This window comes from Weissella hellenica, from assembly GCF_005405545.1.
GTDB classification, from domain to species: domain Bacteria; phylum Bacillota; class Bacilli; order Lactobacillales; family Lactobacillaceae; genus Weissella; species Weissella hellenica.
In genome coordinates, this window is sequence record NZ_BJEG01000012.1 from 43,001 (window position 1) to 67,023 (window position 24,023).

The window sequence follows — 24,023 nt, forward strand, 5'->3', positions numbered from 1 at the left end:
ACCAATAAGCAAGTCGTTTATTGGTCTTTTTAAGATTACCATTACTTCTTACTTAATAATGGTGATATTAGTTGGTTGCGGAATATGCACTTTGGGATGATTCATAATGTATTCACCAATTAAATCGGCCGTTTCACGTTGCACTTCACGTACTGCTTTATCCATTGAAAACATTGGAAAATTACCAGCACCACCGGCACGATAATTATTCATTGTCACTTCATACGTTCGATTTAAATCTAATGGCTGACCATCTTTAATAACCGATGTCACACGTTGGCCCATTGGCTTATTAAGATCAAATGTATAGTCAATACCACTCCAAATATCATAATTATAATGCTGTACTTTAGGCATCGTAAATAATGGATTCAGAATAATCTCACCTTGATCATCTAATTTAAAGTAACGTGCATTGACTTCAAGTGCATCTTTAATATCCTGTCCTGTTAATGCTTCAACTACTAATGTATTCGGAAAAATATAGTTAGTCATGATATCACGTTGTGTTACGGCATCTGTTAATCCACGTACTTCATTATTAAATAATGCCGTATTAGAAATTTGTGTATTCGTTGCTCCCATTTGTACACGGTTAACCAGCTCGATAAATGGATGATTGTGTAAACGAGCAGCAAAATGATCAGTAATTGTCATATTATTACCAACATGGCCAACTGGCATATCCAACCAATCATTAACACGGTTTTGTAATGGATCAATTAAGGACACAATATCTTCACGCTCAGCACTTTCACCTGTTGGCAAAATTTCTACAGTCGCACCAACTCGCTGATGTTCCTCATTCAACGTCAATGTCATTAATCCTACATAATTACCACGATAACCTGGTTGTGTTGTTGGCACACCGTTAACGACTTCTGCAATTTCCCGATGTTGATGACCTGTTACAAGTGCATCAACTCCTGGCAATTGTAATAACTGATACCCTTGATTTTCTGACGTTAATTTTTCTAGAGGTGCCCCTGTTTGCAAATCTTGAGCAAAACCACCATGATAAGCAATAATTAAAACATCAACTTGTGGGCGCAATTTTGCAATATATTGTTCTGCCGTTACCACTGGGTCTTGAAAAATTAAATTAGTAATGTGGGCTGGTTGTTCCCAATGTGGAATAAATTGCGTTGTTAGCCCAATGATTCCGATTTTGATACCTTTGCGGGTAATAATTTTATAAGGCTGACCAACGAACGGTTTTTGTGTTTGGTCGTCTAAAATATTTGCATTCAATAAATTGTCAGTGTCTGCAAATACTGTTTCAATATATTCGCGACCAAAATTAAATTCATGATTACCTAAAATACGCACATCATAAGAAATCTTGTCAGCTAATTCTTGATATATATTTGTTTGGTTGGGTACTATTTTTTGAATATAATTGGTTAACGGTGATCCTTGAATAAAATCACCATTTTCAATGGTTACCACAACGTCGTCTGTTGCAGCAACTTGTGACTGTTGTTCAGCAATAACTGACGCTGCTCTTGTAAGACCTAATTGATTATTTAACAAAGGTCGTCGAAAATCATCAGCACGTATATAACCATGCACATCTGATGTTGATAGAATTGACACTTGCATGTTGTTCTCCTTATGATTTTTCATTTTATAATTAACAATAAAAGGTCGAAGTTTTCCAAATTATATGGAACTAACTTCGACCTTTTTCGCATGTATTTTAAAAGGCTAGCCCTTTACTTCATCTTATCACTAAACCAAGCGTTTACGTAATTGCCCAGATAGGAAGTCAATAACTGTGACCATTACAATAATTCCCAATAAAATGATCCCTACTTTTGGCCATTGGCGCGTTTGTAGTGCGAAAATCAATGGGGCACCAATCCCACCTGCACCAACAATTCCTAAAATAGCGGCTGAACGCACAGCAATTTCAAAACGATACAATGTATAATTCATAAATTCTGGCATAACTGCTGGAATTGTTGCTAATGTTAACCCATCTAATGTGGAACCACCCGCTGCAATGATGGCTTCGTTCGGTCCACGATCAATGTTTTCAATGGCTTCTGAGAACAGCTTTCCAAGCATACCAATAGAATGAATTGATACAGCCAAAACACCTGCGTAGGCACCAGGGCCAACTGCTTTGATAAACATAATTGCCAATACAATTTCAGGGAAAACACGAATAATAGTCAAGATCAACTTTCCAACCGTAGAACGTGGTGTAAAGAATCCCTTCTTAGTTCGTGCCGCCAAAAATGCAAAAGGTAACGTTAAGATAGCTGAAATAAATGTTCCTAAGAATGCAATAGCTAGTGTCTCTATTAAGGCACTAACTAAATCTTCACCATCCCCAGTATAAACGTATGACCATTCTGGATGGAATAAACCATTAATAATTGATTTCGTGACCTGCATTGCTTGTGGTTTAACTGTTGATAGGGGAATACCCGCAAAAGCCCAAACAAAAATTAAAACGACCACTAGCACTATAATATACGGACCATACTTTTGCCACGAATTTCGTTGAATTTTTTGCATTATGCCAACGCCTCCCGTAGTCGATTAGAAATACCGTCAACAACTATGACAACAACCAAAATTGCTAGAATAACAATAGCTGTTCGGTCATAGCGGAATAATGACAACGTTTGATCCAAGTACAATCCAACACCACCGGCACCTAAGTAACCTAACACTGTTGATGCACGAACATTAATCTCCAATGTATATAGGAAAAAACTCAAAAATTGATTCATTACTTGTGGAATAACTGCAAACACAATTTTTTGAATCCCATTTGCTCCAACTGATGTCAATGCTTCAATCGGCCCTTCATCAATTGTTTCAATGGCTTCATAAAATAGCTTAGAAATCATTCCAAAACTGAAAATTGTTAGCGCACCAACTCCGGCCATTGGGCCAATCCCAACAATGGCAACAAAGACAGCTGCTAATAACAAATCTGGCACAGCACGTACCAAATTCAAAAAGAAACGAATAATTCCTCGTAAATACGTATTTTTCACGATGTTACGCGCAGCCAACAAACTAAATGGTATAGCTATAATCGTTCCTAATAAAGTCCCAACTAATGCCATTTGGATAGTTTCTGCAATTGGCGTGATAATCGATGACACGTATGACCAATCTGGATGCATCATACGAATTAACAGTTGCCAAAATTGATCCCAACTAAAACTAGTTGATACCCCAGTATTATAACCAGATCCAATAAAAATTAAGACAAATAGGAGAACAGCCAAGCTGCCCTTAATATGCCACTTTTCACTGAATTGGCGTTCAGGTAAAGTTGCGTTCATATCCTACTCCTCATCGCCAGATTCGGCATAAATATCATCAAAATCATGTTCATCGACTTGATCAATTGGTTTATCATAAACTAATTTTCCAGCACGTAATCCAATAATCCGAGTTGCGTATGTCATTGCCAATTCAACACTATGTAAGTTTACAACGACTGTCATCCCCATATCATTCAAATGTTGCAAATCGTCCATAACCATCTTGGTCGTTTTTGGATCAAGGGAAGCAATCGGCTCGTCTGCTAGTACAACATGTGGTGATTGCATCATTGATCGCGCAATGGCCACACGTTGTTGTTGACCACCCGATAATTCATCTGCTCGTGTGTAATACTTATCTAGCATATTAACACGATCTAAATTCACAGCTGCTTTTTCTTTGTCTTCTTTAGAAAAAAGTCCAAAAGTACTTCTAAATGTTGAATAATACCCAACTCGTCCGGCCAAAACATTGCGAGCCACTGTTGCGCGTTTAACCAAATTAAAATTTTGGAAAACCATCGCAATATTACGTCTTTGTTGTCGTAATGCTTTTCCTTTTGATTTTGTAATGTCCACATCATCTAGCAAAATTTCACCTTCACTAATATCATGTAGCCGATTAATCGCACGCAATAATGTACTCTTACCAGCACCAGATAATCCAACAATAACGACGAACTCACCTGATTTAATATCCAGGTTAATATGATCTAATCCAACCGTTCCATTCGGATAAATTTTTGAAACATCATTAATTTTGATGGTACCTAAACCATTACCCATATTTTACTATCCTACCTTCTGTATATATCTATCTAAAATATGTACTAAAGCGAGGCTCAGTATATCCAACCAAGCCCCACTCTAAAAAAATATTAAATTAACTTATTTTTATTTGATGTCTTCTACTTGCTTTTGGTACTTACGAACGGTATCAAAGTTTGAATCCTTTGACTTGCTTACACCAGCACAGCTGTAGACGTCCTTCATAATTTTCTTACCTTTGTCCGTCTTTGAAACCTTTAACATTGCTTTTTGAATAGTCTTTGTATCAGCCTTTGAAATTCCCTTACGTAACGTAATAGTATCGTTAGGAATCTTAGCAGTGTATTCTAAGACACGTGTATCCTTAAATGCGTCTGAATTATCTTTTTTAACCAAATTACGGGCATCATTAAAAATAAAGGCAGCATCAGTATCACCATTTAATACTGAGATAACACCTTGATCGTGACCCTTAACTGTCACTAGATCAGAATTTTTGATAACGTTCATTCCCTTTTTATTTAAGTCAACCACTGGGAAGATATATCCAGCATCAGAAGTTGGATTTTGAACAGCAATTTTCTTACCCTTCAAATCCTTAGCATTCTTAATACCTGAATCTTTCTTAACCAATACCAATGCACGATAGTAATCAACTAACTTATCAGTATCAGAACCATCATTTTTCTTATCATTAATACCATATCGCTGTGATTGTAAAATAACCTTCGCACCATATTGTTTGTGTGCTTGTACATAAGGATCAGGTGGTAAGAATCCCATATCAACCTTACCTGAACCCATTGCTTCAACAACTGTATTATAATCAGTTGAAATTGTAACGTGTACTGGAATTCCTAGTTGCTTCTTCAACAACTTTTCCAATGGCTTAGCCTTTGCTTGAATTGTATCTGCTTGAGATGATGGTACAAACTGTACATTCAACTCTTTCAAATCAACTTTCTTTGACGCTGCATCTGCTGTTACTACTGGTACAGCTGAGACAATTGTCGTAGCCAACATTGCTACGGTGGCTCCCGCTACAACTTTTTTAAACATTACCTTTGTACTCCTTAAAATTTAGTCATATACACTTACAAACACTTAAAGGTTACTTAAATAATAACAGCGAACAATAAAATCGTCAACAAAATTAATAGTTCACATTAATCCAGTTAAACGTTTTAAATACAGACTGATATCACAACAAAGTTCGTGTTTTAATGCTTTTATATTAAATACCTATAAAAAAAGGTTATTAAAACCCAATTGGAATTTAATAACCTTTTCTATCTAACAGACAATTAATGTTTAATTATGATGTTGCTTGATTTTCGCTAATCCCAATCCACCGATCAATGATGCCATTACTAGTGATAATACAACTAGTAAGTTATTATTTTCAGCTTCATTAGTAATACCCGTTGCTGGCAAAACTAAGTCTTGATTATTTTCAGCTACTGCATTAGTACTTTGCTCTGTTGCTTGATCATGATTCTTTGACAGCGCTACACTAATCACATTTGCATTAATATCAGTCATATTAATACCAGTGTCCAATGGTGTATCAGTTTTTATATCATCTACTACGACATCAGCATTGTCAACATTTTCTCGATCAACGTCGTTATCTGTTGTTGATGCTTGTTCGTCGCCACCGCCTGTTACGGGTGCTTGCTCGTCATCACCTGTTGTTGGTGTTTGCTCGTCACCGCCTGTTACGGGTGCTTGTTCGTCACCATCCTGACCCGTACCATTTGTCCATTGTTCAATAATGCCCGACAAATCAAGTTCTCCCGACACTTGTGCGGCCGTTACTTCGGCTTCTGTTGTTGCACTAGTAACTGCTTCTTTGGCCGTTTGTGCTGCTTTGTCGATGGCTGCAGTCGCCGTTGCCTGCTCTTCAGCGGTTAAGTGTTGGTGTTCTTCGCTACTTCGCCCTTTGCGGCTTCCGCTGCACTATCAATTGCACCTTCAGCTGTTGGCTTGACTACTGCTACTTGGTCTACTCCACCTATTGCAGCTTCTCCTGCTACTTGTGCAGCTGTTACTTCATCATTCGTTGTTGCGCTAGTAATCGCTTCTTTAGCTGCTTGTGCCGCTTCATCAATGGCTGCAGTCGCCGTTGCCTGCTCTTCAACTGTTAAGTTGGCATTTCCTGCTACTTCGCCCTTTGCGACTTCCGCTGCATTATCAATTGCAGTTTCAGCCGTTGGTTTTGTCACTGCCATTTGGTCTACTGCGTCAATTGCAGCTTCTCCTGCTACTTGCGCTGCTGCCACTTCAACATCTGTTGTCGCACTAGTAATCGCTTCTTTGGCTGTTTGCGTTGCTTCATCGATTGCAGCATTGATTGTTGCTTTTTCTTCAACAGTTAACGTAACATTACCAGCCACTTCTGCCTTCGCTGCTTCAGCTACTTTGTCAATTGCCGTTTTTGCTTCGGCTTTAACATGCCCCGCTTTATCTATGTCGGCAATAACTGTCTCGCCTGTTACTTGTGCTACATCAACATCATCAGTTGTTACTGCACTATCAATATTATCTTTCGCAGTCGTAACAGCAGCATCAATCTCAGTTTCAATTGCAGTACGTTCTTCATCCGTTAAATTAACGTTATTGACTAGTTCATTTTTCGCAGTTTGCGCAGCATTATCAATGCTTTTTTTGGCTGATAATTTACTATCTACCAATACAACATCCACAACAATGCCATCAATATTATGTGTACCAGTATTAAATGCTGCATCAGCTTCAACCGTTGTCGTAGCCTTATCAATATCATCTATACCTGTTGCAACTTCTGCATCAATCGCTGCTTGCGCTGCCAATCGTTGCTCATCTGATACATTTGCTAAATCTGTAATAACTTGTTTTTGTTCTTCGCCATAGGCTAATAATGCGTTTTTATTATCTGATTGGACCTGTGCCAAACGTAATTGATCAACAGAGTATTCTTGATTATCTGTAACAAACTCACGAGTGGTCTTAATAATAATAGTGTCATCATTTTGTACATTAGCATTACTTAAATCAAAACTGAACGCACCCTTTTCATCTGTTAATTGGCCATATTTATCTGTATCACGCCAATAAGGACTATCAACAGTATTAACGGCTGGCAATATATCGATTGAACCATCAGCATGTTTAATTTGAATTTGAACAAATGCATCACTATCAGCCATTACATTTGAAATATTGGCAGTTAGTCGATTATTTTTATCTAAGGCCACATTTTCTTGGAAAACATCTTCACCAGAACGAATAACATCCAAAATACCTTTCGTATTATTTTGGAATTGATTATTAATTTGTGTTTCAACTGCTTCAGTTTTACCGACTACATCTGATGCATTTGATGCATAGAAACCTAAGAATTGAGAAAAATTCAAATTCATTGTATCAAGTGAATCCGAATAATTACCTTGATCATCCATTACTTTAATTTTTGAAAAATTCAAAGTACCGTTAGTCATAAATGACGTTTGATCATTAGTATTAGCCGTACGATCAATTAAGAAATGCTTAGGTTGCACGATATTAAAGTATCCTTTACTAATAGCACTACCTAAATCGATTAGCTTAACAGCACCTGTTCCATCAATTTTAGCAGTGAAAGTTGCATTCGGATTAACATTGAAAGTTGACCCTCCGGTAATATAGAACACACTACCTGCAAAGTCGCCCATATCTTGACCAACATAATTAAATGTTGCGTCATTATCAACGTTTATTTGACCTTTTCCACTAAAATTCAACAAATTATCTGGACTAATATTAATTGCTGATACAGATGGGACACCATTAGATTGAATATCTAACAGTGCATTTTTTTCAACATTTATTTTTGATTCAATTAACACATGTAAGTGAATTACCCCTGATGTTTTCGCGTTATCAATGCTATTTAGATTAATGTGTAATTCGGCACCATCATTAACAATAACATCCGCTGCTGATGCGTTAATAGCATATTTACCATCCCCATGAGGATTCAATGAAACGTTTGCTTGGCCTCCCAAAAAAATACCATTATGATCGTTAGTAATATTTGTAATGTCAACATTGGTATATAAAACATCACCATTAGTAGTAGTTCCAGTAAAATTGCTGCCCTCTTTAAAATTAATTTCATTAGCAGAAATAGCAGGAGAACCATTAGCTGTCGTATCAACAGTGACAGTCCCTAAGATATCAACACGATTATTCGTTGAGATAAACGTGCCGCCCTGATAAGTAACATCTTCTACTGCATAACTATCGGCTTTACTGAAAATACCACTTGTATTAGTGCCTAATAGATCCAAATTCTTTAAATAAATACGATTTGTCGGCACTAAAATTGTTGCCATATCAAACGTAAATTTATTGAAGTCAATTTTATGACGTTGCTCACTTGTAGATTGAACTGTCATATCACGATGACTTGTCACACTTATCGTTGGCAAATTCAATAACCCATTTTTATAACCTGCTAAATCAATATCTGAATCAACATAAATATCTGAAGATGTCCCAGTTGCAATGGCGTTAACAAATTCTTCGGCTGTATTAACGACTACTGAACCTTCTGGTAGTTCATCACCCGCTTTATTTTCCACAGTCGGTACGGATTCATTAACACTAGCGTCAGCGACTACTGGTTGTTTAACTTGCTCAGTATTATCTTTTGTTGTTTGTTCAACTCCCTCACCTTTGTCAGCGCTTACATTAACCTCATTTGAAACAGGTGTTTCGGTTATAGTCTGATTAGTTAGGTCTTGTTCAGTCTGTGTTGTATCTACTGTGGCAGCCGTCACTGCAGATGTTGATACTGTTTCTTCTTGAATTTTTTCTATTGTTGCTTCTGAATCTACTATTGATGATGACGTTTGTATGTCAGATACCTCAGACGTAATTGGTGATTGCTCGGTTACAACATCTGTTTTGTCAGTTTTATTATCAACTACTGTCACTTCGCTACTTACTGTAGAACTGGCAGTTTCACTGTTAACTGAAGTCGATACTTGTTCATCTGATGATGAATCTGTTGTTACTATATCACTCGCTTGGCTCGTCATTTCAGTCGAATTTTCTAACTCAGGAGAGCTATCAATATCATTATCATTAACTTGTATGCTTGCACTTTGTTGTACTGGTGTTACTTGATCAGCGTTAACATTCCCCAAAAACCCCATTGTCCCGATTGTCATTCCTGCTAAAGCAGTAACCCACATTTTACCGATTTTATATGACTTGTAATGTGAACGAACATCTAATTGTACTTTTACGACACGCTTCATATTATCCTCTTTTCCCCATACGGAAGGTGACACAACTTTTACACATTAATAATATCATACAATTTAAAGATATATGATATATTAAAAATCTAAATAAAATAATGTAAAGGTATGAAGTTAGTGATTAACAGTACAATTACACAATATGAACTGAATCAAATAAACGTAAATCTATAAAAACCATCATTTTTATAAACAATCATTTTTATATCAAAAACAATTTAAAAAAATGTCTATTAAATCATTTTTAACGTTTAATCGAATGAACCAGTATTAATTTTATAAATAAAATTAATTATATATACTTTTTAAATATTCATGTGACAAATAGAACCTGCTATAATTTTTTTCACAGTATTTGAATCTTTTAAAAATTAAATTTTTTGCTTTTTCGTTCGTGTTTCACACAAAAAAGCGACAAACATTATCTAAATGTTTGTCGCTTTATCATTTTATAGTTTTTTGACATTTACTATCAATAAAAAGTACATCACCTATAAAAAGCACTTAACTTATTTTCAAAATTTAAATATTATCCTAATAACCTGTGTACGTATCTGTAACAGTACCATATACACTATCCGTAGTGGCAGGCACTTCTTCTGTTACAGATTACGAAGTCGGCAATCCATTCATTACTAGTGTCGCATTAGAAACTTTACCACCATACAGTGTACCAGTTTTTTTATGTTTTAGTCCTAATGACTTACGTAAAACATTCGTGACACGTTGTTTTTCATCTTGTGAAATTAACTCAGATGAACCCGACGTTAGATTAACTTCAGTTCCTTGTGCATTATCTTGCTTAATTGTTTTTGCAGCACTAAGATAATGCGATGCAACGGTTAACATATCACCAAAAGTTAAATCAGTTTGTGTCGAATCAGACAATGTATTCAAAAACTTTTGATTAATTAGTTTAGTTGGATTACTCTTAGCATCATTAACAATCGTCTGTAATACCATCCGTTGACGTTTTTGACGACCATAATCACCTTGTGGATCATCATAACGCATACGTGAAAATGCTAGAGCTGCCTGACCATCCATTTTTTTATAGGTCTTTATTTGACCTTTCGTATTAAAGGTAAACGTCGATGATCCCTTAGTAAAGTTATAAATATAATCTCCGTCATTATGAGCAGTATAAGGATTATATCCAAATGTTAGTGGTGACTTAACTTTAATACCACCCATTTGATCGATAACCTTTTCTAATCCACCCATATTAACCAGTGCATAATAATCAATTGGCACATTTAGCCATTTTTGAATTGTTTGAATCGTTGTCTTGGCAGATCCGTATTCATATGCCGAATTCAACTTTTGTGGAAATTCTTCTTCATAGCCAACTGGCGCAATAACCGAGTCACGTGGCAAAGACATAATCGTTACTTTTTCTTTATCTGGATTAACCGTGACTAACATTAAAGAATCCGTTCGACCTTTATAATTTCGATCTAATTCCCCTGTATCAGTTCCCAATAGCAAAATTGAAAATGGCTTACCTTGTTTGATAACCTTAGAAACATTACGTTCTTTAGTTAGCCCGGTCTCTTGATATGAACCCTCAACGGCATTTTTAGTCTTGTTATAAGCAACGCCAAACAACATCCCCACAATCAGGACAATCACAGCAATCACAAATAAAATAGCGCCACGAATTCTACGTTTACGTGGAGGCTTCCCATTTAATTGAAATTTTTTATCACGCGGGCCACCTTCACGCTTTTTACGCCTTTTTAATTCATCTTCAGCCTGGCGTCGATCTAATCGAGTTTTCGGCTCATTATCCATGAGCATCTCCTCTCTAAACTATAAAAATTAATGATATATTTCATATTTTGTGCAAGAAAAAATACTTAGTAAGTTTATAAAAAGTTCCTTTTAAAAAACTTATAGCAACCCTACCATATTACCATATTTTTTAATCTAGCAATATATCATTAACTATTATCTGACACCATTATAAATATTAAACAGCTACTGGCGCCTTAATACTTGGATGAGGTTCATACCCATTCAACTTAATATCAGACATTGTATACTCTGCAATATCATTTACATCGGGATTTAAAGTAATCGTTGGTAATGCCTTCATGTCACGTTGTAATTGTTTTTGAATTTGCTCAATGTGGTTTGAATAAATGTGTGTATCCCCAAAAGTATGTACAAATTCTCCTGGCTCTAATCCCGTTTGTGCTGCAACCATATGTAATAGTAAGGCATATGAAGCAATATTAAACGGCACGCCTAAGAACACATCTGCCGAACGTTGATAAAGTTGTAAACTTAATTTACCATCGGCCACATAAAACTGGAATAAAGTGTGGCAAGGTGGCAAAGCCTGCGTTGGCACATCCTCAGGATTCCATGCAGAAACAATTAAACGACGTGAGTCCGGGTTGTGCTTGATTTGTTCTATTACATCATGAATTTGATCTATAAAACCACCCTGCACGCGACGCCAGTGCCGCCATTGTGCACCATATACATCACCCAATTCACCATATTTTTCTGCAAATACATCATCATTTAAGATACGTTCAACAAATATAGCATGTTGCTCATCATATTGACTTTTAAAATCCTCATCAATCAATGAGCGACGTCCAAAATCAGTCATATCTGGTCCATCATAATCAGATGATGTTACCCAATTTTTAAAAGCCCATTCATCCCAAATATGATTTTTATGTTCTAACAAAAAACGGATGTTGGTATCTCCTTTAAGAAACCACAATAACTCACTTTTAATTAAACCAAATGGTACCCGTTTAGTAGTTAATAACGGAAAACCTTCACTCATATTAAAGCGTAATTGACGCCCGAAGACAGATTTTGTTCCTGTACCAGTGCGATCATTTTTAACAGCACCATTATCCAATATATCTTGTGCTAAATCTAAGTAACCTTGTTCATTTTCACTCATAATGAGTACCTTACTAGCCTTTCTATAAATAAGCCTCAAAATCAATTTTATCTAAATCTGTGCCATCCACTTTTACTTGCGCAATTGTGACCTTTTTTGCATCCAATAATTCTGTTACAAAATCATCATTACGATAGTTACGTAAATAATTAATTTTAGTTACCCCTGCTTGCAATAACAATTTTGTACAATGTACACAAGGAAAATCAGTTACAAAAACTTGGGAACCATCAGCACTAATACCCATCTTTGCCAATTGCATCAAAGCATTCTGCTCAGCGTGTACAGCACGGATACAATGTCCATCCACAAGCAAATCACCCACCTCGGTACAATGTGGTGTGCCAGATACGGATCCATTATAACCACTAGCAATGATGCGGCCATCTTTTACCACAACTGCACCAACATGCAATCGTGTGCAAGTACTACGTGCGGCCAACATAATTGCCTGTAGCATAAAATACTTTTCCCAAGTAATCCGTTCATCATTCATTATCTTGCCCCTTCATTATCTGTATTTGTTGTTCCTAATATTAGCAAGGATTGCAATTAAATAAAAGAGTTTATATTTTACAACTTATAAAACATTTTATTACAGTCACGGCGAAATATATAATTGATTTAAAAAATAAATTATGATATAATTAAAATTAACTAATTTTATCTTTATTTAGATAATAGATTTATGCAGCGATTCCATTTGTCGCTGGCTATGGGGGTGCCCCATGAGAGGAGTTCTTATGCCTGCAGCATTAGCAGAAATTAAGCAACAATTAGATGAACACATCGGTAAACAAGTCACTTTGACTACCCATGAAAGCCGTCACCGCACCATTAAACACCAAGCAATCGTACGAAACACCTTCCGTTCTGTTTTCGTCCTTGATTTAGAACAAGATGGTCACGAATTTGATCGTGCATCATTTAGTTACACCGATCTTTTAACAGAAAACATTGAAATATCTTTTGATTAGGCAACCAAAAAACGTCAGGTATAATGATTTCAAGTCATTATACCTGACGTTTTTTATTATTTTATTCTGATTTGTTTAATCGCACAACTTCAAATTCATTAATATAAGCATCCTTAAAATCCAGTGGCTTAATTGCAAAGTCTGCCAATTCAACCGTTTCACTGCCTTTAATATCTGGGAATTGCTCCAAAATAAATCCGGTTAATGTGACCATATCTGATTTATCAAATTCTTTAATGTCTGTCTTGAAATAGCGTTCAAAATCATAAACCGTCATTTTGCCAGAAATTTTATAATGCATTTGTTGTTGATCATCTGTTCCTAATTTTTCAACCAAATCATCAACTACCCAATCAACCTCATCACGAACTGAGCCGAATAGTTCCTCATAGATATCTTTATCAGTAACGATACCAGATGTACCACCATACTCATCTTTTACAACAATCATCGGTGTCCGCTTTGAAATCATCAACTTTAAAACATCCTGGATAGGCATATTTTCAGGTACCGTTGGCATATTACGAATAATTTTTCGTACCGGAACCGTACGATCAACTTCTGCTTGACGCATAATATCATAATTAAACACGTATCCCAAAATTTTATCCTTATCACCATCAGCAACTACTGGAAAACGCGAATGCTTCGTTTCAAAATAAGCATGCAATGCATCAGCAACATTACTTCTAACATCAACCACAAACAATTGCGTACGATCAATCATAATGTCATTAGCAACCTTGTCATTCATTTCGAATGCACGTTCCATAAAGACATAATCTTCATTTTGCAATTGACCTAAGCGAGCTGCATTACGTGATAAGCTCAAAATTTCTGCTTCTGAGTAAACCTCATTATCTTCAGATGCTGTGCGTAGCCCTAGTAAGTGCGTAAATCCAGTTGCAGATTTATTAAGTAACCACACAAAAGGATAAAACAACACATGGAACAGACGCAATGGTCCTGAGACGAACAAAGCCACCTTAACAGGGAATTCAATTGATATATTTTTAGGGACCAACTCCGTTAGGATAACCTCAATATAAGTCAACAATATCAATGCAATAACTGATGCAATGGCCGCCGAGGTAGGCCCGTCATTTCCTTCAAGAAACCACCAGCTAATAATAAGTGAGCAATTGTTTCTTCACCCATCCAACCTAATAACAAACCAGTCACTGTAATTCCAACTTGGGTTGTTGATAAATATTCATTTAAATTATCAACCATGTGAATCGTTGTTGCAATCTTGCGCGATGGTCGTTCACGTGCTTCTTGAAGTTCTACTAATGCACTTTTTCTAACCTTCACTAAGGCAAATTCAGCAGAGACACACAACGCTGCAAATATTAACACCAAGATTATCACAATAATTGATATGATAAATCTTCCTTCACTCAAATTAATTCCCTACTTTCAAATATAATGGTACTGATTATTCATATTATATCAAACTTTATCATATGTGTTGATAACAGGTTATATCGCTTGTTAAATCTGTTATTCATTTAGGATAGTTGATAAAAACGCTACTAAATTCTCCAAATAGAATTTAGTAGCGTTTTTTGTTTTTATCAAAAAACATCAATCATTAATCCTTAATATTTTTCATCGTCATCTGTTATATCAATCTCTGATTCTGGGAATGCAACAACTTCGAATTTTTCAATGTATGCATCCTTAAAATCAAGTGCGGTAATTTCAAAATTAACAATACGAATTGCTTGGCCAACATGGAAATCTGGATGTTCATCCAACACATAACCAGTTAAAGTTACCTTTTCTGATTTTTCAAAAGATTTAATTTCCGTCTTGAAGAATCGTTCAAAATCATACAGCGTCATTTTCCCGGATACACGATAATGCATATTTCCTGCATCATCTGATCCCATCTTTTCGACCATATCATCAGCCACATCATCAATTTCATCACGAACAGAACCAAACAGTTCCTCATAGATATCTTTATCCGTCACAATGCCTGATGTACCACCAAATTCGTCTTTAACAACAACAATTGGGGCACGATGTTCAATCATCTCTTGTAGCACTTCTGTAATTGGTTGTGTTTCAGAAACAACTGGCAAGTTACGTAAGACTGTTCTAATTGGCGCATCTGGACTAATTCGTCCCTGACGCACCAAATCATATGAAAAGACATATCCTAAAATCTTATCTTTATCATTATCTGCAACAACTGGAATTCGTGAAAACTTCTCTTCCAAATATACATTTAAGGCATCAGAAATTGTTTCCGTCACATCCACAACGGTTAATTGTGTACGATCAATCATGATATCCAAAGCTTCTTTATCATTCATTGCAAAAGCACGTTTCATGAATGTTAAATCTTCCTCATCCAATTCACCCGCATCTGCAGCATCCTTTGACAAAGATAAAATTTCAGCCTCTGAATAAATATCTTCATCTGGATGTGCATTGAAACCTAGCATTTTGGTAAAGAATGCAGCTGCACGATCAAACAACCAAATTAACGGGAATAAAACAACGTGGAAAAACATTACCGGCCTAACAATGGCCAACAACATTTTAACTGGTTGATCAATCGCAATATTCTTTGGTACCAAATCAGTAAACACAGCGTGGATAAATGTAAAGATCAAGATAGCCGCAATCGATGATACACTATGTGCAATTGCAGGTGGCAAAATTTCAGCATTAATAATTAATGTTGCAATAAAATCTTCACCTAACCAACCTAAAATCAAAGAGGTTAGTGTAATACCAACTTGTGCAGTTGATAGATATTCTGATAAATGATCCAACATGTGCAATGCATGCCCTACTTTAGCAGACGGCTTTTCACGAGCCTCTTGCATCGCACGCAATGAACTTGGACGTACTTTAACCAATGAATACTCTGTTAAAGTAAACAGAATAGCTAGCAATAAAATAATAATAATAATCACCAAATTAGTGATAATAGACGGACCGGAATCCATGACATACCTTCTTTCAAAATTAGTTCTAGATACAATTATAGCAAATTTCGTTACTTACTGTATACATTATATTTTACTAGTGAATTATGTAAATTAATAAACTCTTCTAATGATAACTTTTCAGCTCGAATACGTGGATCAATCGCCACATTTTCTAAAGCAGCAGTAAGTTTTTCTTTCATCGCATCATCTTTACCAAATGCTGTAATCAAATTATTCCATAATGTTTTACGTCTCATTGTAAAACCAACTTTAAACAAGTTAAATAATTGTTGTTCATTGTGTGGTAATACCTGCAATGGTTCACGTGGGGTTAATGAAATAATTGCTGAATCCACATTTGGATTTGGTACAAATGCCGTTCTTGAAACTGTAAAAGCCAACGTCGCATTCATTCGATACTGCACAGCTAACGTTAGTGACCCATAATCCTTGGTTCCAACTTCAGCTGATAAGCGACTCGCAACTTCTTTTTGCATCATAACCACAATATTATCAAATTTCACATCTGACTGAAGCACTTGCATTAAGATAGGTGTGGTAATGTAATATGGTAAATTAGCAACTAGCTTCAAGGGAGCATCCGGATCACTAAAATGCGCTTTAATTTCAGATTCCAAATTAACCTTTAAAATATCTTGATTAACAATCATTACATTATCGTAAGGTGCCATCGTATGATCTAAAACTGGTATCAAACGGTCGTCAATTTCAAATGCTAATACTTCTTTTGCTGATCGGGCCAATTGCTCTGTTAGAGCACCTATACCCGGTCCGATTTCAATAACATTATCCGTATCTTTCACTTCCCCAGCTGCAACAATGTTTTTCAATATATTAATATCAGTCAAAAAATTTTGACCCAAAGATTTTTTCGTATTAATGCCAAAACTATTCATAATGGCTTGCGTGCGCATTGGCGTCGCAATATCTGGCACATCTGTCATTCTTTTTCCTCATCTAATTCATCTAAAACCGTTAATAAATTTTGCTTTTTAATACCAAACATTATCAAACGATTCATCAATTGTTTACCGTTCACATATCCTAAATTCATTGCTTCAGAAATATATTCACGGCGTTTGGCTGCATCCTGGCCAGCAACTAACCCTAATCGACGTAGGTCTGCCATAGTAATGTCCGTTGTTATTGCTGTTGTTTTTGGTGTATAAACTGCCTGTAACGCAGTTTGCAGTACTACAGGTGTCGCATATTCAATGCCTAAACTATGATGTTTAATCTGTCGACCAGCTTCGTCTTTAGTCAAAAAAGCATGTTTTGCATCGGGTACCACACTACTGATAATTTTTCTTAATCGTTCACCATTAAAATCAGGGTCAGTAAAAACAATCACACCACGATTGGCTGCAGCCTGTTTAATAGCAGCTATCGTTTGTTCACTAAGTGCTGACCCATTCGTTTCAATGGTATCTGCATTAACTGCGTGTCGTAGTGCTTCAGTGTCCGCACGTCCTTCTACGACAATCACTTCTTTAATTTTCATCATTTAGCTTGATCTAAATGCCATAACCGACGTGCATTATTGGTTGTCATTTCAGCTACTTCATCATAACTTTTACCCAATAGTTCAGCAATATAATCGATAATATAATGTACGTACATTGGTTCATTGGCCTTACCACGCATAGGTGTTGGTGCCAAATAAGGTGCGTCCGTTTCGACTAATAACCGATCTAGCGGTACTGACTTAAGCGTTTCTTGCACATCCTTTGCATTCTTAAACGTTGCAATTCCTGAGAATGAAATATACATCCCCAAATCAAGAAACTGCTTAGCTTCTTCTGGTGTGCCCGTAAAGGAATGCATAACTCCGCCAAATTCCTCAACATGAGCATCTTTTAACGCTTGATAAGTATCTGCCATGGCGCTACGTGTATGTACTGTGACAGGCAAATTAAATTCATGAGCCAGTGTCAATTGCTGTATGAAAGCCTTTTTTTGTTCAGCTGCTGAAGGATTATCATCCCAATAATAATCCAATCCTGTCTCACCAACACCAATAACAGTGTCATCTTGTAATTGTTTACGAAAAGCTGCTAATTTTTCATCATTCATTTCCAAAATATCTTCTGGTTGCCAGCCAATAACAGCATGCATACCTTCAAACTCATGAGCTAATTGAATAGCCCGTTCGTTAGATTGCGCATCATAACCAACAATATTCATTTCTACAATGCTAAATTCAGTTGCTCTACCAAAATAAGCTGGTACATCATGCCAAAAAGTATCATCATTTAGATGTGTATGGGTATCATAGCCGTCAGCACGGCGTTGCCCAGATTTATAAATCGCCATTTTTACTCCTTGATTAATTATTTTTATACGGTTTAATTTTTGTAGTTTTTAATCCATTTCATTCTAGCAAATGATTCAAAAAAAGCCAAAAAACACTTATATAGTCATCTATTAAGCATAACATGTCATCCTTAATATTTCATTTTTAAAATTGCTTTTCTCTTATTAGCACGTTTTTAAAAACAGCAAATCGTCAATACAGGATGATTTGCTGTTTTGCCAGATAAGATAAATAAATTTTTATGCCAACTTCATCTAATTTTACTTACTCACTACTAATATTTGCTAATAAAATAGCCTGTGAATTAATTACCTCATCATAGAGCTCTTTTAATAATTCTGAATCTGCATCACCTTTTATGCGTTGTTGTTCAATATAATTCAATTCTTCTTGTAATGCATTTAAGAAAATTTGTTGCCCATCATCAGCATTAATTTTTTGATTCTGTAACATCGCTTGCTGATGCGAATAGGCGTATCGCAGCGCAATCATATCTCTGTCATTCATATCTTGTTTTGGCAGTTGATTCATATATGTCGCCATACCGTCATTAATAATAGTCATCACTTCATCAACACTATTTTGATGACTATGATCATTATCTTTGTGATTAGCTACTCGCTGTTTAATTATTCTAGCTGTTAACTTTCGCCAAATATAGCGTCTATGTTTACTAAATTTACCAAAACCATTTTGTAATGATTGCATACGATTATACAGCTGCAAAGCTTCATCTGATATTTGATTTTCATCAATCGCTTGTGCCATTGCTTGATCTGCTACTTTATACAATGTCCGATAAGCTTTTTGACGACTGGCATCATTTAATCGTTCATTACCATAACCCAATTGATTCTTTAACTGTTGCATGACAGTTGCCTTAATCGTTTGTGAAACATCTGCATGACTAACGTACGTCATCGCAGCATTGACCATCTCTGTATGATTTTTTTGGTACGTATCTGCATCATAAAATGGTGCTAATCGATTTAAAATCCTTGGTAATAAGATAACCGGCACGAATAAACTCAAAATAATAACTGTTGATGCAATTAACAATAAATCATTACGTTCTGTAAATGCTGCGCCATTACTTAGTGTTAACGGTAATGAAAATGCCATCGACATTGTCACGGCACCATGAACACCACCAATAGCAAATACCAAGCCATCTCGTTTCGTGTATGATTTATTACCAAATCGATCACTATAACGAATTGCAAGATATCGACATAATGTCATCACTAAATACAATAAAACACCAACAGCAACTAATACTACCCAGGTTCTAACTGGTTGTAAAATATAAACCTTTGCCACACTAACTAGGGAGGTCCCTAATAAAATGAATACCAAACCATTTAAAATTTGCGATACAATATCGGTCAATTGACCCACTAAATGATTGAGTTTGGGATCCATAAATTGCGTATGTTGTTGTTCAACATTAGACATAACGCCCATGACAACAACTGCAATAATACCAGAAACGCCTAAAACATGTTCTGCAATACCAAAAACGGCAATTGGGGCCAAAAAGTACATTAAAACATGCGCAACCGTATCATCAAATTCGGCCTTCAGCAAATGTTGACGAGTATAAATGAAAATAAAGCTAGCAATGAGACCAGCAATCACACCACCCAATGCTACGACCAAAAACTCACTAAATCCATGTACAAATGAAAATGTTCCCGTATTCATCCATAAAATGGCTAGCTCTAAAATAACCAACCCGGTCGCATCATTAAACAAAGATTCTAAACTCAAAGAACGTTTTATATCTTTAGGCATGTCCAACCCATTAGTCACTGATTCTAAAGCAGTTGCATCAGTTGGGGTTACGATTGCTGCTAGTGCTAGCGAGAATGGTAACGCCCACCCAATCGCAACATGTCCAACAGTCATTAAAATAACGACTGTTACAATCGCTAAAATACCCGCTAACTCAATAATTGATTTAAAATGTTTGGAAATTAATCTAGCTTGTGTACGTTGTCCTTCATAAAATAATAATGAGGCAATCACTAGCATCATAAACCATTCTGGATTTAACATAATCACATAATGATTAATAACCGGTACAGTAGCTAATAGTATCCCGCCTAAAATTTGCCACAAAGCTTGTGGGATTTTTGGAAATGCTTGCGTTAAAAAATTAGCAATAATAATCGCAATACATACATAAGCTAATGCATAAAAAATTATCATTTAATAGTACCCTCCTTTTACAGTGCTTAAAAATAAAGGATTGAGATGATCATCTCAATCCTTTATGCATGTGTTTAATTAATAACTAATTAGCCTAGTTCTGATCCTGCTTCAATTTCAGCTGGCAAGATTGATAAGGTAACCTTACCATCTTTTTCAGCTGAAAGTAGCATTCCTTCAGAAAGCTCTCCCATCATCTTACGAGGCTTTAGGTTAGCAACATAAGCAACCTTTTTACCTACTAAGGCTGTGTATTCTGGATAAAACTTCTTAATACCTGACAAAATTGTGCGACCATCAGCAGAACCATCATCTAATTTAAAACGTAATAATTTATTAGAATTTTCTACTTCAGATACTTCTTTAATTTCTGCAACACGCAATTCCACCTTTTCAAAGTCATCAAAAACAATTTCATCTTTAGTTGTAATCGTCTTTGGTGCTGTGGGTTTTGCCATTGAGCGTGTTTGTTTACCACCTTGACCCGTCATATTATCACGAATATAAACTACTTCAGCTTCTACATCAACACGTGGGAAGATTGGTTGTCCTTTTGGTACAACATGACCACCAGTTGGCATATCTTCAAAGCTTAGTCCAACAATGTTAGTATTTGAATCATCCAAACCTAATTGATTGAAAATACTTTGTGGTGCTTTTGTCAAAATAGGTTGTAATAGGATCGCAACGACGCGTAAAGCTGCTGCCAAGTGAGCCATGACTGATGCCAATACCTCAGCTTGGGTATCATCCTTAGCTAATGTCCATGGCGTCGTTTCATCAATATACTTATTAGCACGTGAAATCAATTGCCAGATATTTGCCAAAGCATCAGCAGTCCGCATTGCTTGCATATTATCATTATAATTAACAATCACTTCTTGTGCAGTTTCAACAAGATCTTGATCAAAGTCAGTTAAACCAGTATGTAATTCTGGAATAATACCAGCTTCATATTTATTAATCATGGCAACTGTACGGTTCAACAAGTTTCCCAAGTCATTTGCCAAATCATAATTTAGTTTTGACACAAAATCTTCAGGGGTAAAAATACCATCATTTCCAAATGGCATTGCGCGGAGCAAGTAGTAACGCACAGCATCAATACCATAACGTTCAGCCAACGTATCTGGATACACCACGTTACCCTTTGACTTAGACATTTTACCATCACGCATTGTTAACCAACCATGACCAACGATTGTTTCAGGCATTGGTAATCCCAAAGCGTGTAACATAATAGGCCAATAAATTGTGTGGAAACGGACAATTTCTTTACCAACTAAATGCACATTAGCTGGCCAGAATTTATCAAATAAGGTTGTGTCTTCTGACATGTAACCTAGATTGGTAATATAGTTTGATAACGCATCGATCCATACATAAACAACGTGATCGGGATCTGATGCAACCGGTACACCCCAGTTAAAGGCAGTACGTGTTACAGCCAAATCTTCCAATCCTGGTTCGATAAAGTTCTTAATCATTTCATTCATGCGAGTGGCTGGTTGAATAAACTTAGGGTGTGCTTTATAGTAATCCAACAACCAGTCAGCATACTTACTCATCTTAAAGAAATATGATTCCTCTTGAACAAGTTCTACTTCGTGGCCTGAAGGAGCTTTACCACCAGTAACATTACCTTGGTCATCACGGTAAACTTCTGCTAATTGAGATTCAGTGAAATATTCTTCATCATCAACTGAATACCAACCTTCATATTGACCTTTATAGATATCCCCTTGATCCAAAAACTTTTGAAAAATCTTTTGGACTGCTTTTTCATGATAATCATCAGTGGTACGAACAAAGCCATCGTTACTGATAGCTAATTCAGACCATAATGCTTTAATATCTGCAGCCATTTGATCAACATATTCTTTTGGTGAAATGTTTAATTTTTCAGCTTTCTGCTCAATTTTTAGTCCGTGTTCATCTGTACCTGTTAGAAAATATACATCCTCATTTAATAGTCGGTGGTAACGAGCCGCTGCATCAGCTAATACTGTCGTATACGTATTACCAATGTGCAACTTACCAGATGGATAATAAATTGGTGTTGTAATATAGAAACTTTTCTTTTCTTCTGCCATTCTCATTTTACCTCCCATCTTACAAATGAGTAAGATGTTATTTTTAGCTACATTAATTTAACGCCCATTACATCAATTATAGCAAAGATTTAATAACTCCTGTCAGATAATATTAAAATTTAAGTTGTTTATACTGACGTGGTGGTAACGAGCCAAACATAGTCAGCTTTTTAATGAAATATTAAAAGTCGTCAATCCATCCTATTAAGTAATAGGGAGATTGACGACTAGTAAGCGTATAACAGACACCTATTTAGCGACTACTATACAATATTTCTTTTATTTTTTGACATAAATGGCATCTTTTCACGGATAAATGGGATAACCCAACGATCTCCACCAATTTTACCAGCATTAAGCCCTGCTACTAGTAACAAAGTTCCTAAAATAATTAGAATAGGATTTATTGAAATCATTCCTGCTAATAAATAAGTGAAATTTAACCCTAAACCAAAGAATGTGGCTAATGTTGTTAAAGTTCCGAAAATCAATCCCAAACCAATCAATAATTCACCATATTGCACAATAAAATCAAAAATCCCTAAATTAGGTTGCACAATATTTTCTAAGAACTTCGTATACCAATCATATGCTGGTGCACCTGTTGCACCAGTCACTGGTGATTTAATTGCCTGTTGCACCATTGCTTCTGACGTAAAACTACCAGAAGCAATTTTACTCCAACCACTCGTTAGCCAGACATATCCCACATATAGTCTAATTAACGTCAGCACCACCATACTACTCTTACTATTTCTTAACCAATTAACCATAAAATTTCCTCCTTAACCTTACCTGAATTGGTTTTACTTTAAAATAACTTACTTAAAATAACCTTATATATTTTTGATGATTAACTATTAAAATATCTAGTTTTTTAAATATAATATCATATAATAATATTGTTTAAATCAAAAAGTTCGTTATTCCATTCAGATAAATAGTTTATTTATACATTAATTACTTAAGACTCACCAACTATATTGGCTTTATTTAATACTTAAAAATATAACTATTGTTACGTCATAATGCTGTTTGCCATAAATTATATCTATTTTGATTTTATCTTTAATACACAAAAAAAGAGCTCACATTTTACTGTGAGCTCTTTTTACTTTGCATCGCGACGTCCTATCCTCGCAGGAGGCGATCCTCCAACTACTTTTGGCGCTACTGAGCTTAAC

The 24,023-nt window shown here is 35.8% G+C and carries 20 protein-coding genes; 1 reads left to right on the forward strand and 19 read right to left on the reverse strand.

Going from position 1 to position 24,023, the window contains the following annotated elements:
* Nucleotides 1-48: 48 nt before the first annotated feature.
* From FFM61_RS06915 to FFM61_RS06960, 10 genes are all read right to left on the reverse strand, one after another.
* Nucleotides 49-1,602 (reverse strand): bifunctional metallophosphatase/5'-nucleotidase, encoded by a 1,554-nt coding sequence (locus FFM61_RS06915; protein ID WP_074427881.1) that lies wholly within the window; start codon nt 1,600-1,602, stop codon nt 49-51.
* A gap of 129 nt (nt 1,603-1,731) precedes the next feature.
* Nucleotides 1,732-2,526 (reverse strand): phosphonate ABC transporter, permease protein PhnE, encoded by a 795-nt coding sequence (gene phnE, locus FFM61_RS06920; protein WP_174855263.1) that lies wholly within the window; start codon nt 2,524-2,526, stop codon nt 1,732-1,734.
* The gene (phnE, locus tag FFM61_RS06925) at nt 2,526-3,308 is read right to left on the reverse strand and encodes a phosphonate ABC transporter, permease protein PhnE (protein ID WP_074427883.1); all 783 of its coding nucleotides are present in this window, start codon (nt 3,306-3,308) and stop codon (nt 2,526-2,528) included. The genes phnE (FFM61_RS06920) and phnE (FFM61_RS06925) overlap by 1 nt, the downstream gene beginning before the upstream one ends.
* 3 nt (nt 3,309-3,311) lie before the next feature.
* The gene (gene phnC, locus FFM61_RS06930) at nt 3,312-4,076 is read right to left on the reverse strand and encodes a phosphonate ABC transporter ATP-binding protein (protein ID WP_074427884.1); all 765 of its coding nucleotides are present in this window, start codon (nt 4,074-4,076) and stop codon (nt 3,312-3,314) included.
* A gap of 108 nt (nt 4,077-4,184) precedes the next feature.
* A complete protein-coding gene (locus FFM61_RS06935) occupies nt 4,185-5,117 on the reverse strand; it encodes a phosphate/phosphite/phosphonate ABC transporter substrate-binding protein (RefSeq protein WP_074427885.1) in 933 nt (310 codons plus the stop codon).
* A 252-nt stretch (nt 5,118-5,369) separates the two neighbouring features.
* Nucleotides 5,370-5,843, reverse strand: coding sequence for a hypothetical protein (locus FFM61_RS06940; protein ID WP_240005989.1), 474 nt, complete (start codon nt 5,841-5,843; stop codon nt 5,370-5,372).
* A gap of 125 nt (nt 5,844-5,968) precedes the next feature.
* Nucleotides 5,969-9,343 carry a DUF1542 domain-containing protein gene (locus FFM61_RS06945; RefSeq protein WP_074427887.1) on the reverse strand — a complete coding sequence of 1,125 codons (3,375 nt, stop codon included), beginning with the start codon at nt 9,341-9,343 and terminating at the stop codon, nt 5,969-5,971.
* 612 nt (nt 9,344-9,955) lie between these two features.
* Nucleotides 9,956-11,140 carry an LCP family protein gene (locus FFM61_RS06950; protein ID WP_137604617.1) on the reverse strand — a complete coding sequence of 395 codons (1,185 nt, stop codon included), beginning with the start codon at nt 11,138-11,140 and terminating at the stop codon, nt 9,956-9,958.
* Nucleotides 11,141-11,318: 178 nt separating this feature from the next.
* Nucleotides 11,319-12,275, reverse strand: coding sequence for a thymidylate synthase (locus tag FFM61_RS06955; protein ID WP_074427888.1), 957 nt, complete (start codon nt 12,273-12,275; stop codon nt 11,319-11,321).
* A 22-nt stretch (nt 12,276-12,297) separates the two neighbouring features.
* Nucleotides 12,298-12,771: a deaminase gene (locus tag FFM61_RS06960; protein WP_074427889.1), complete on the reverse strand. Its 474-nt coding sequence runs from the start codon at nt 12,769-12,771 to the stop codon at nt 12,298-12,300.
* A 232-nt stretch (nt 12,772-13,003) separates the two neighbouring features.
* Between FFM61_RS06960 and FFM61_RS06965 the strand changes: the two genes are divergently transcribed.
* Nucleotides 13,004-13,252 (forward strand): Veg family protein, encoded by a 249-nt coding sequence (locus FFM61_RS06965; protein ID WP_240005990.1) that lies wholly within the window; start codon nt 13,004-13,006, stop codon nt 13,250-13,252.
* A gap of 61 nt (nt 13,253-13,313) precedes the next feature.
* On the opposite strand, the gene FFM61_RS06970 is transcribed toward FFM61_RS06965, so the two are convergent.
* From FFM61_RS06970 to FFM61_RS07005, 9 genes are all read right to left on the reverse strand, one after another.
* Nucleotides 13,314-14,306: a hemolysin family protein gene (locus FFM61_RS06970; RefSeq protein WP_342353937.1), complete on the reverse strand. Its 993-nt coding sequence runs from the start codon at nt 14,304-14,306 to the stop codon at nt 13,314-13,316.
* A 5-nt stretch (nt 14,307-14,311) separates the two neighbouring features.
* Entirely contained in the window at nt 14,312-14,656 is a 345-nt protein-coding gene (locus FFM61_RS09235; RefSeq protein WP_306452598.1) for a CNNM domain-containing protein, read from the reverse strand.
* 197 nt (nt 14,657-14,853) lie between these two features.
* The gene (locus FFM61_RS06975; RefSeq protein WP_074427891.1) at nt 14,854-16,218 is read right to left on the reverse strand and encodes a hemolysin family protein; all 1,365 of its coding nucleotides are present in this window, start codon (nt 16,216-16,218) and stop codon (nt 14,854-14,856) included.
* 50 nt (nt 16,219-16,268) lie between these two features.
* Entirely contained in the window at nt 16,269-17,165 is an 897-nt protein-coding gene (gene rsmA, locus FFM61_RS06980; RefSeq protein WP_074427892.1) for a 16S rRNA (adenine(1518)-N(6)/adenine(1519)-N(6))-dimethyltransferase RsmA, read from the reverse strand.
* The gene (rnmV, locus tag FFM61_RS06985; protein WP_074427899.1) at nt 17,162-17,722 is read right to left on the reverse strand and encodes a ribonuclease M5; all 561 of its coding nucleotides are present in this window, start codon (nt 17,720-17,722) and stop codon (nt 17,162-17,164) included. Before rnmV ends, rsmA begins: the two co-directional genes overlap by 4 nt.
* On the reverse strand, nt 17,722-18,534 hold the full coding sequence (locus FFM61_RS06990; protein ID WP_074427893.1) for a TatD family hydrolase: 813 nt from the start codon (nt 18,532-18,534) through the stop codon (nt 17,722-17,724). Before FFM61_RS06990 ends, rnmV begins: the two co-directional genes overlap by 1 nt.
* Nucleotides 18,535-18,799: 265 nt before the next feature.
* On the reverse strand, nt 18,800-20,746 hold the full coding sequence (locus FFM61_RS06995) for a cation:proton antiporter (RefSeq protein ID WP_074427894.1): 1,947 nt from the start codon (nt 20,744-20,746) through the stop codon (nt 18,800-18,802).
* A gap of 89 nt (nt 20,747-20,835) precedes the next feature.
* Complete coding sequence (gene metG, locus FFM61_RS07000; RefSeq protein WP_074427895.1) at nt 20,836-22,839, reverse strand: methionine--tRNA ligase; 2,004 nt, start codon at nt 22,837-22,839, stop codon at nt 20,836-20,838.
* Nucleotides 22,840-23,102: 263 nt separating this feature from the next.
* Nucleotides 23,103-23,612: a DoxX family membrane protein gene (locus FFM61_RS07005; protein WP_074427896.1), complete on the reverse strand. Its 510-nt coding sequence runs from the start codon at nt 23,610-23,612 to the stop codon at nt 23,103-23,105.
* Nucleotides 23,613-24,023 lie beyond the last annotated feature (411 nt).

Excerpts from the sequence above, each read along its gene's own strand:
- FFM61_RS06990 (WP_074427893.1), bottom strand. The coding sequence starts at position 18,534 with ATGGCGATTTATAAATCTGGGCAACGCCGTGCTGACGGCTATGATACC.
- FFM61_RS07005 (WP_074427896.1), bottom strand. The coding sequence starts at position 23,612 with ATGGTTAATTGGTTAAGAAATAGTAAGAGTAGTATGGTGGTGCTGACG.
- FFM61_RS06965 (WP_240005990.1), top strand. The coding sequence starts at position 13,004 with ATGAGAGGAGTTCTTATGCCTGCAGCATTAGCAGAAATTAAGCAACAA.
- phnE (WP_074427883.1), bottom strand. The coding sequence starts at position 3,308 with ATGAACGCAACTTTACCTGAACGCCAATTCAGTGAAAAGTGGCATATT.
- phnC (WP_074427884.1), bottom strand. The coding sequence starts at position 4,076 with ATGGGTAATGGTTTAGGTACCATCAAAATTAATGATGTTTCAAAAATT.
- FFM61_RS06975 (WP_074427891.1), bottom strand. The coding sequence starts at position 16,218 with ATGGATTCCGGTCCGTCTATTATCACTAATTTGGTGATTATTATTATT.
- FFM61_RS06950 (WP_137604617.1), bottom strand. The coding sequence starts at position 11,140 with ATGGATAATGAGCCGAAAACTCGATTAGATCGACGCCAGGCTGAAGAT.
- FFM61_RS06935 (WP_074427885.1), bottom strand. The coding sequence starts at position 5,117 with ATGTTTAAAAAAGTTGTAGCGGGAGCCACCGTAGCAATGTTGGCTACG.
- phnE (WP_174855263.1), bottom strand. The coding sequence starts at position 2,526 with ATGCAAAAAATTCAACGAAATTCGTGGCAAAAGTATGGTCCGTATATT.
- rsmA (WP_074427892.1), bottom strand. The coding sequence starts at position 17,165 with ATGACAGATGTGCCAGATATTGCGACGCCAATGCGCACGCAAGCCATT.
- FFM61_RS06915 (WP_074427881.1), bottom strand. The coding sequence starts at position 1,602 with ATGCAAGTGTCAATTCTATCAACATCAGATGTGCATGGTTATATACGT.
- FFM61_RS06960 (WP_074427889.1), bottom strand. The coding sequence starts at position 12,771 with ATGAATGATGAACGGATTACTTGGGAAAAGTATTTTATGCTACAGGCA.
- FFM61_RS06945 (WP_074427887.1), bottom strand. The coding sequence starts at position 9,343 with ATGAAGCGTGTCGTAAAAGTACAATTAGATGTTCGTTCACATTACAAG.
- FFM61_RS06995 (WP_074427894.1), bottom strand. The coding sequence starts at position 20,746 with ATGATAATTTTTTATGCATTAGCTTATGTATGTATTGCGATTATTATT.
- rnmV (WP_074427899.1), bottom strand. The coding sequence starts at position 17,722 with ATGAAAATTAAAGAAGTGATTGTCGTAGAAGGACGTGCGGACACTGAA.
- metG (WP_074427895.1), bottom strand. The coding sequence starts at position 22,839 with ATGGCAGAAGAAAAGAAAAGTTTCTATATTACAACACCAATTTATTAT.
- FFM61_RS06955 (WP_074427888.1), bottom strand. The coding sequence starts at position 12,275 with ATGAGTGAAAATGAACAAGGTTACTTAGATTTAGCACAAGATATATTG.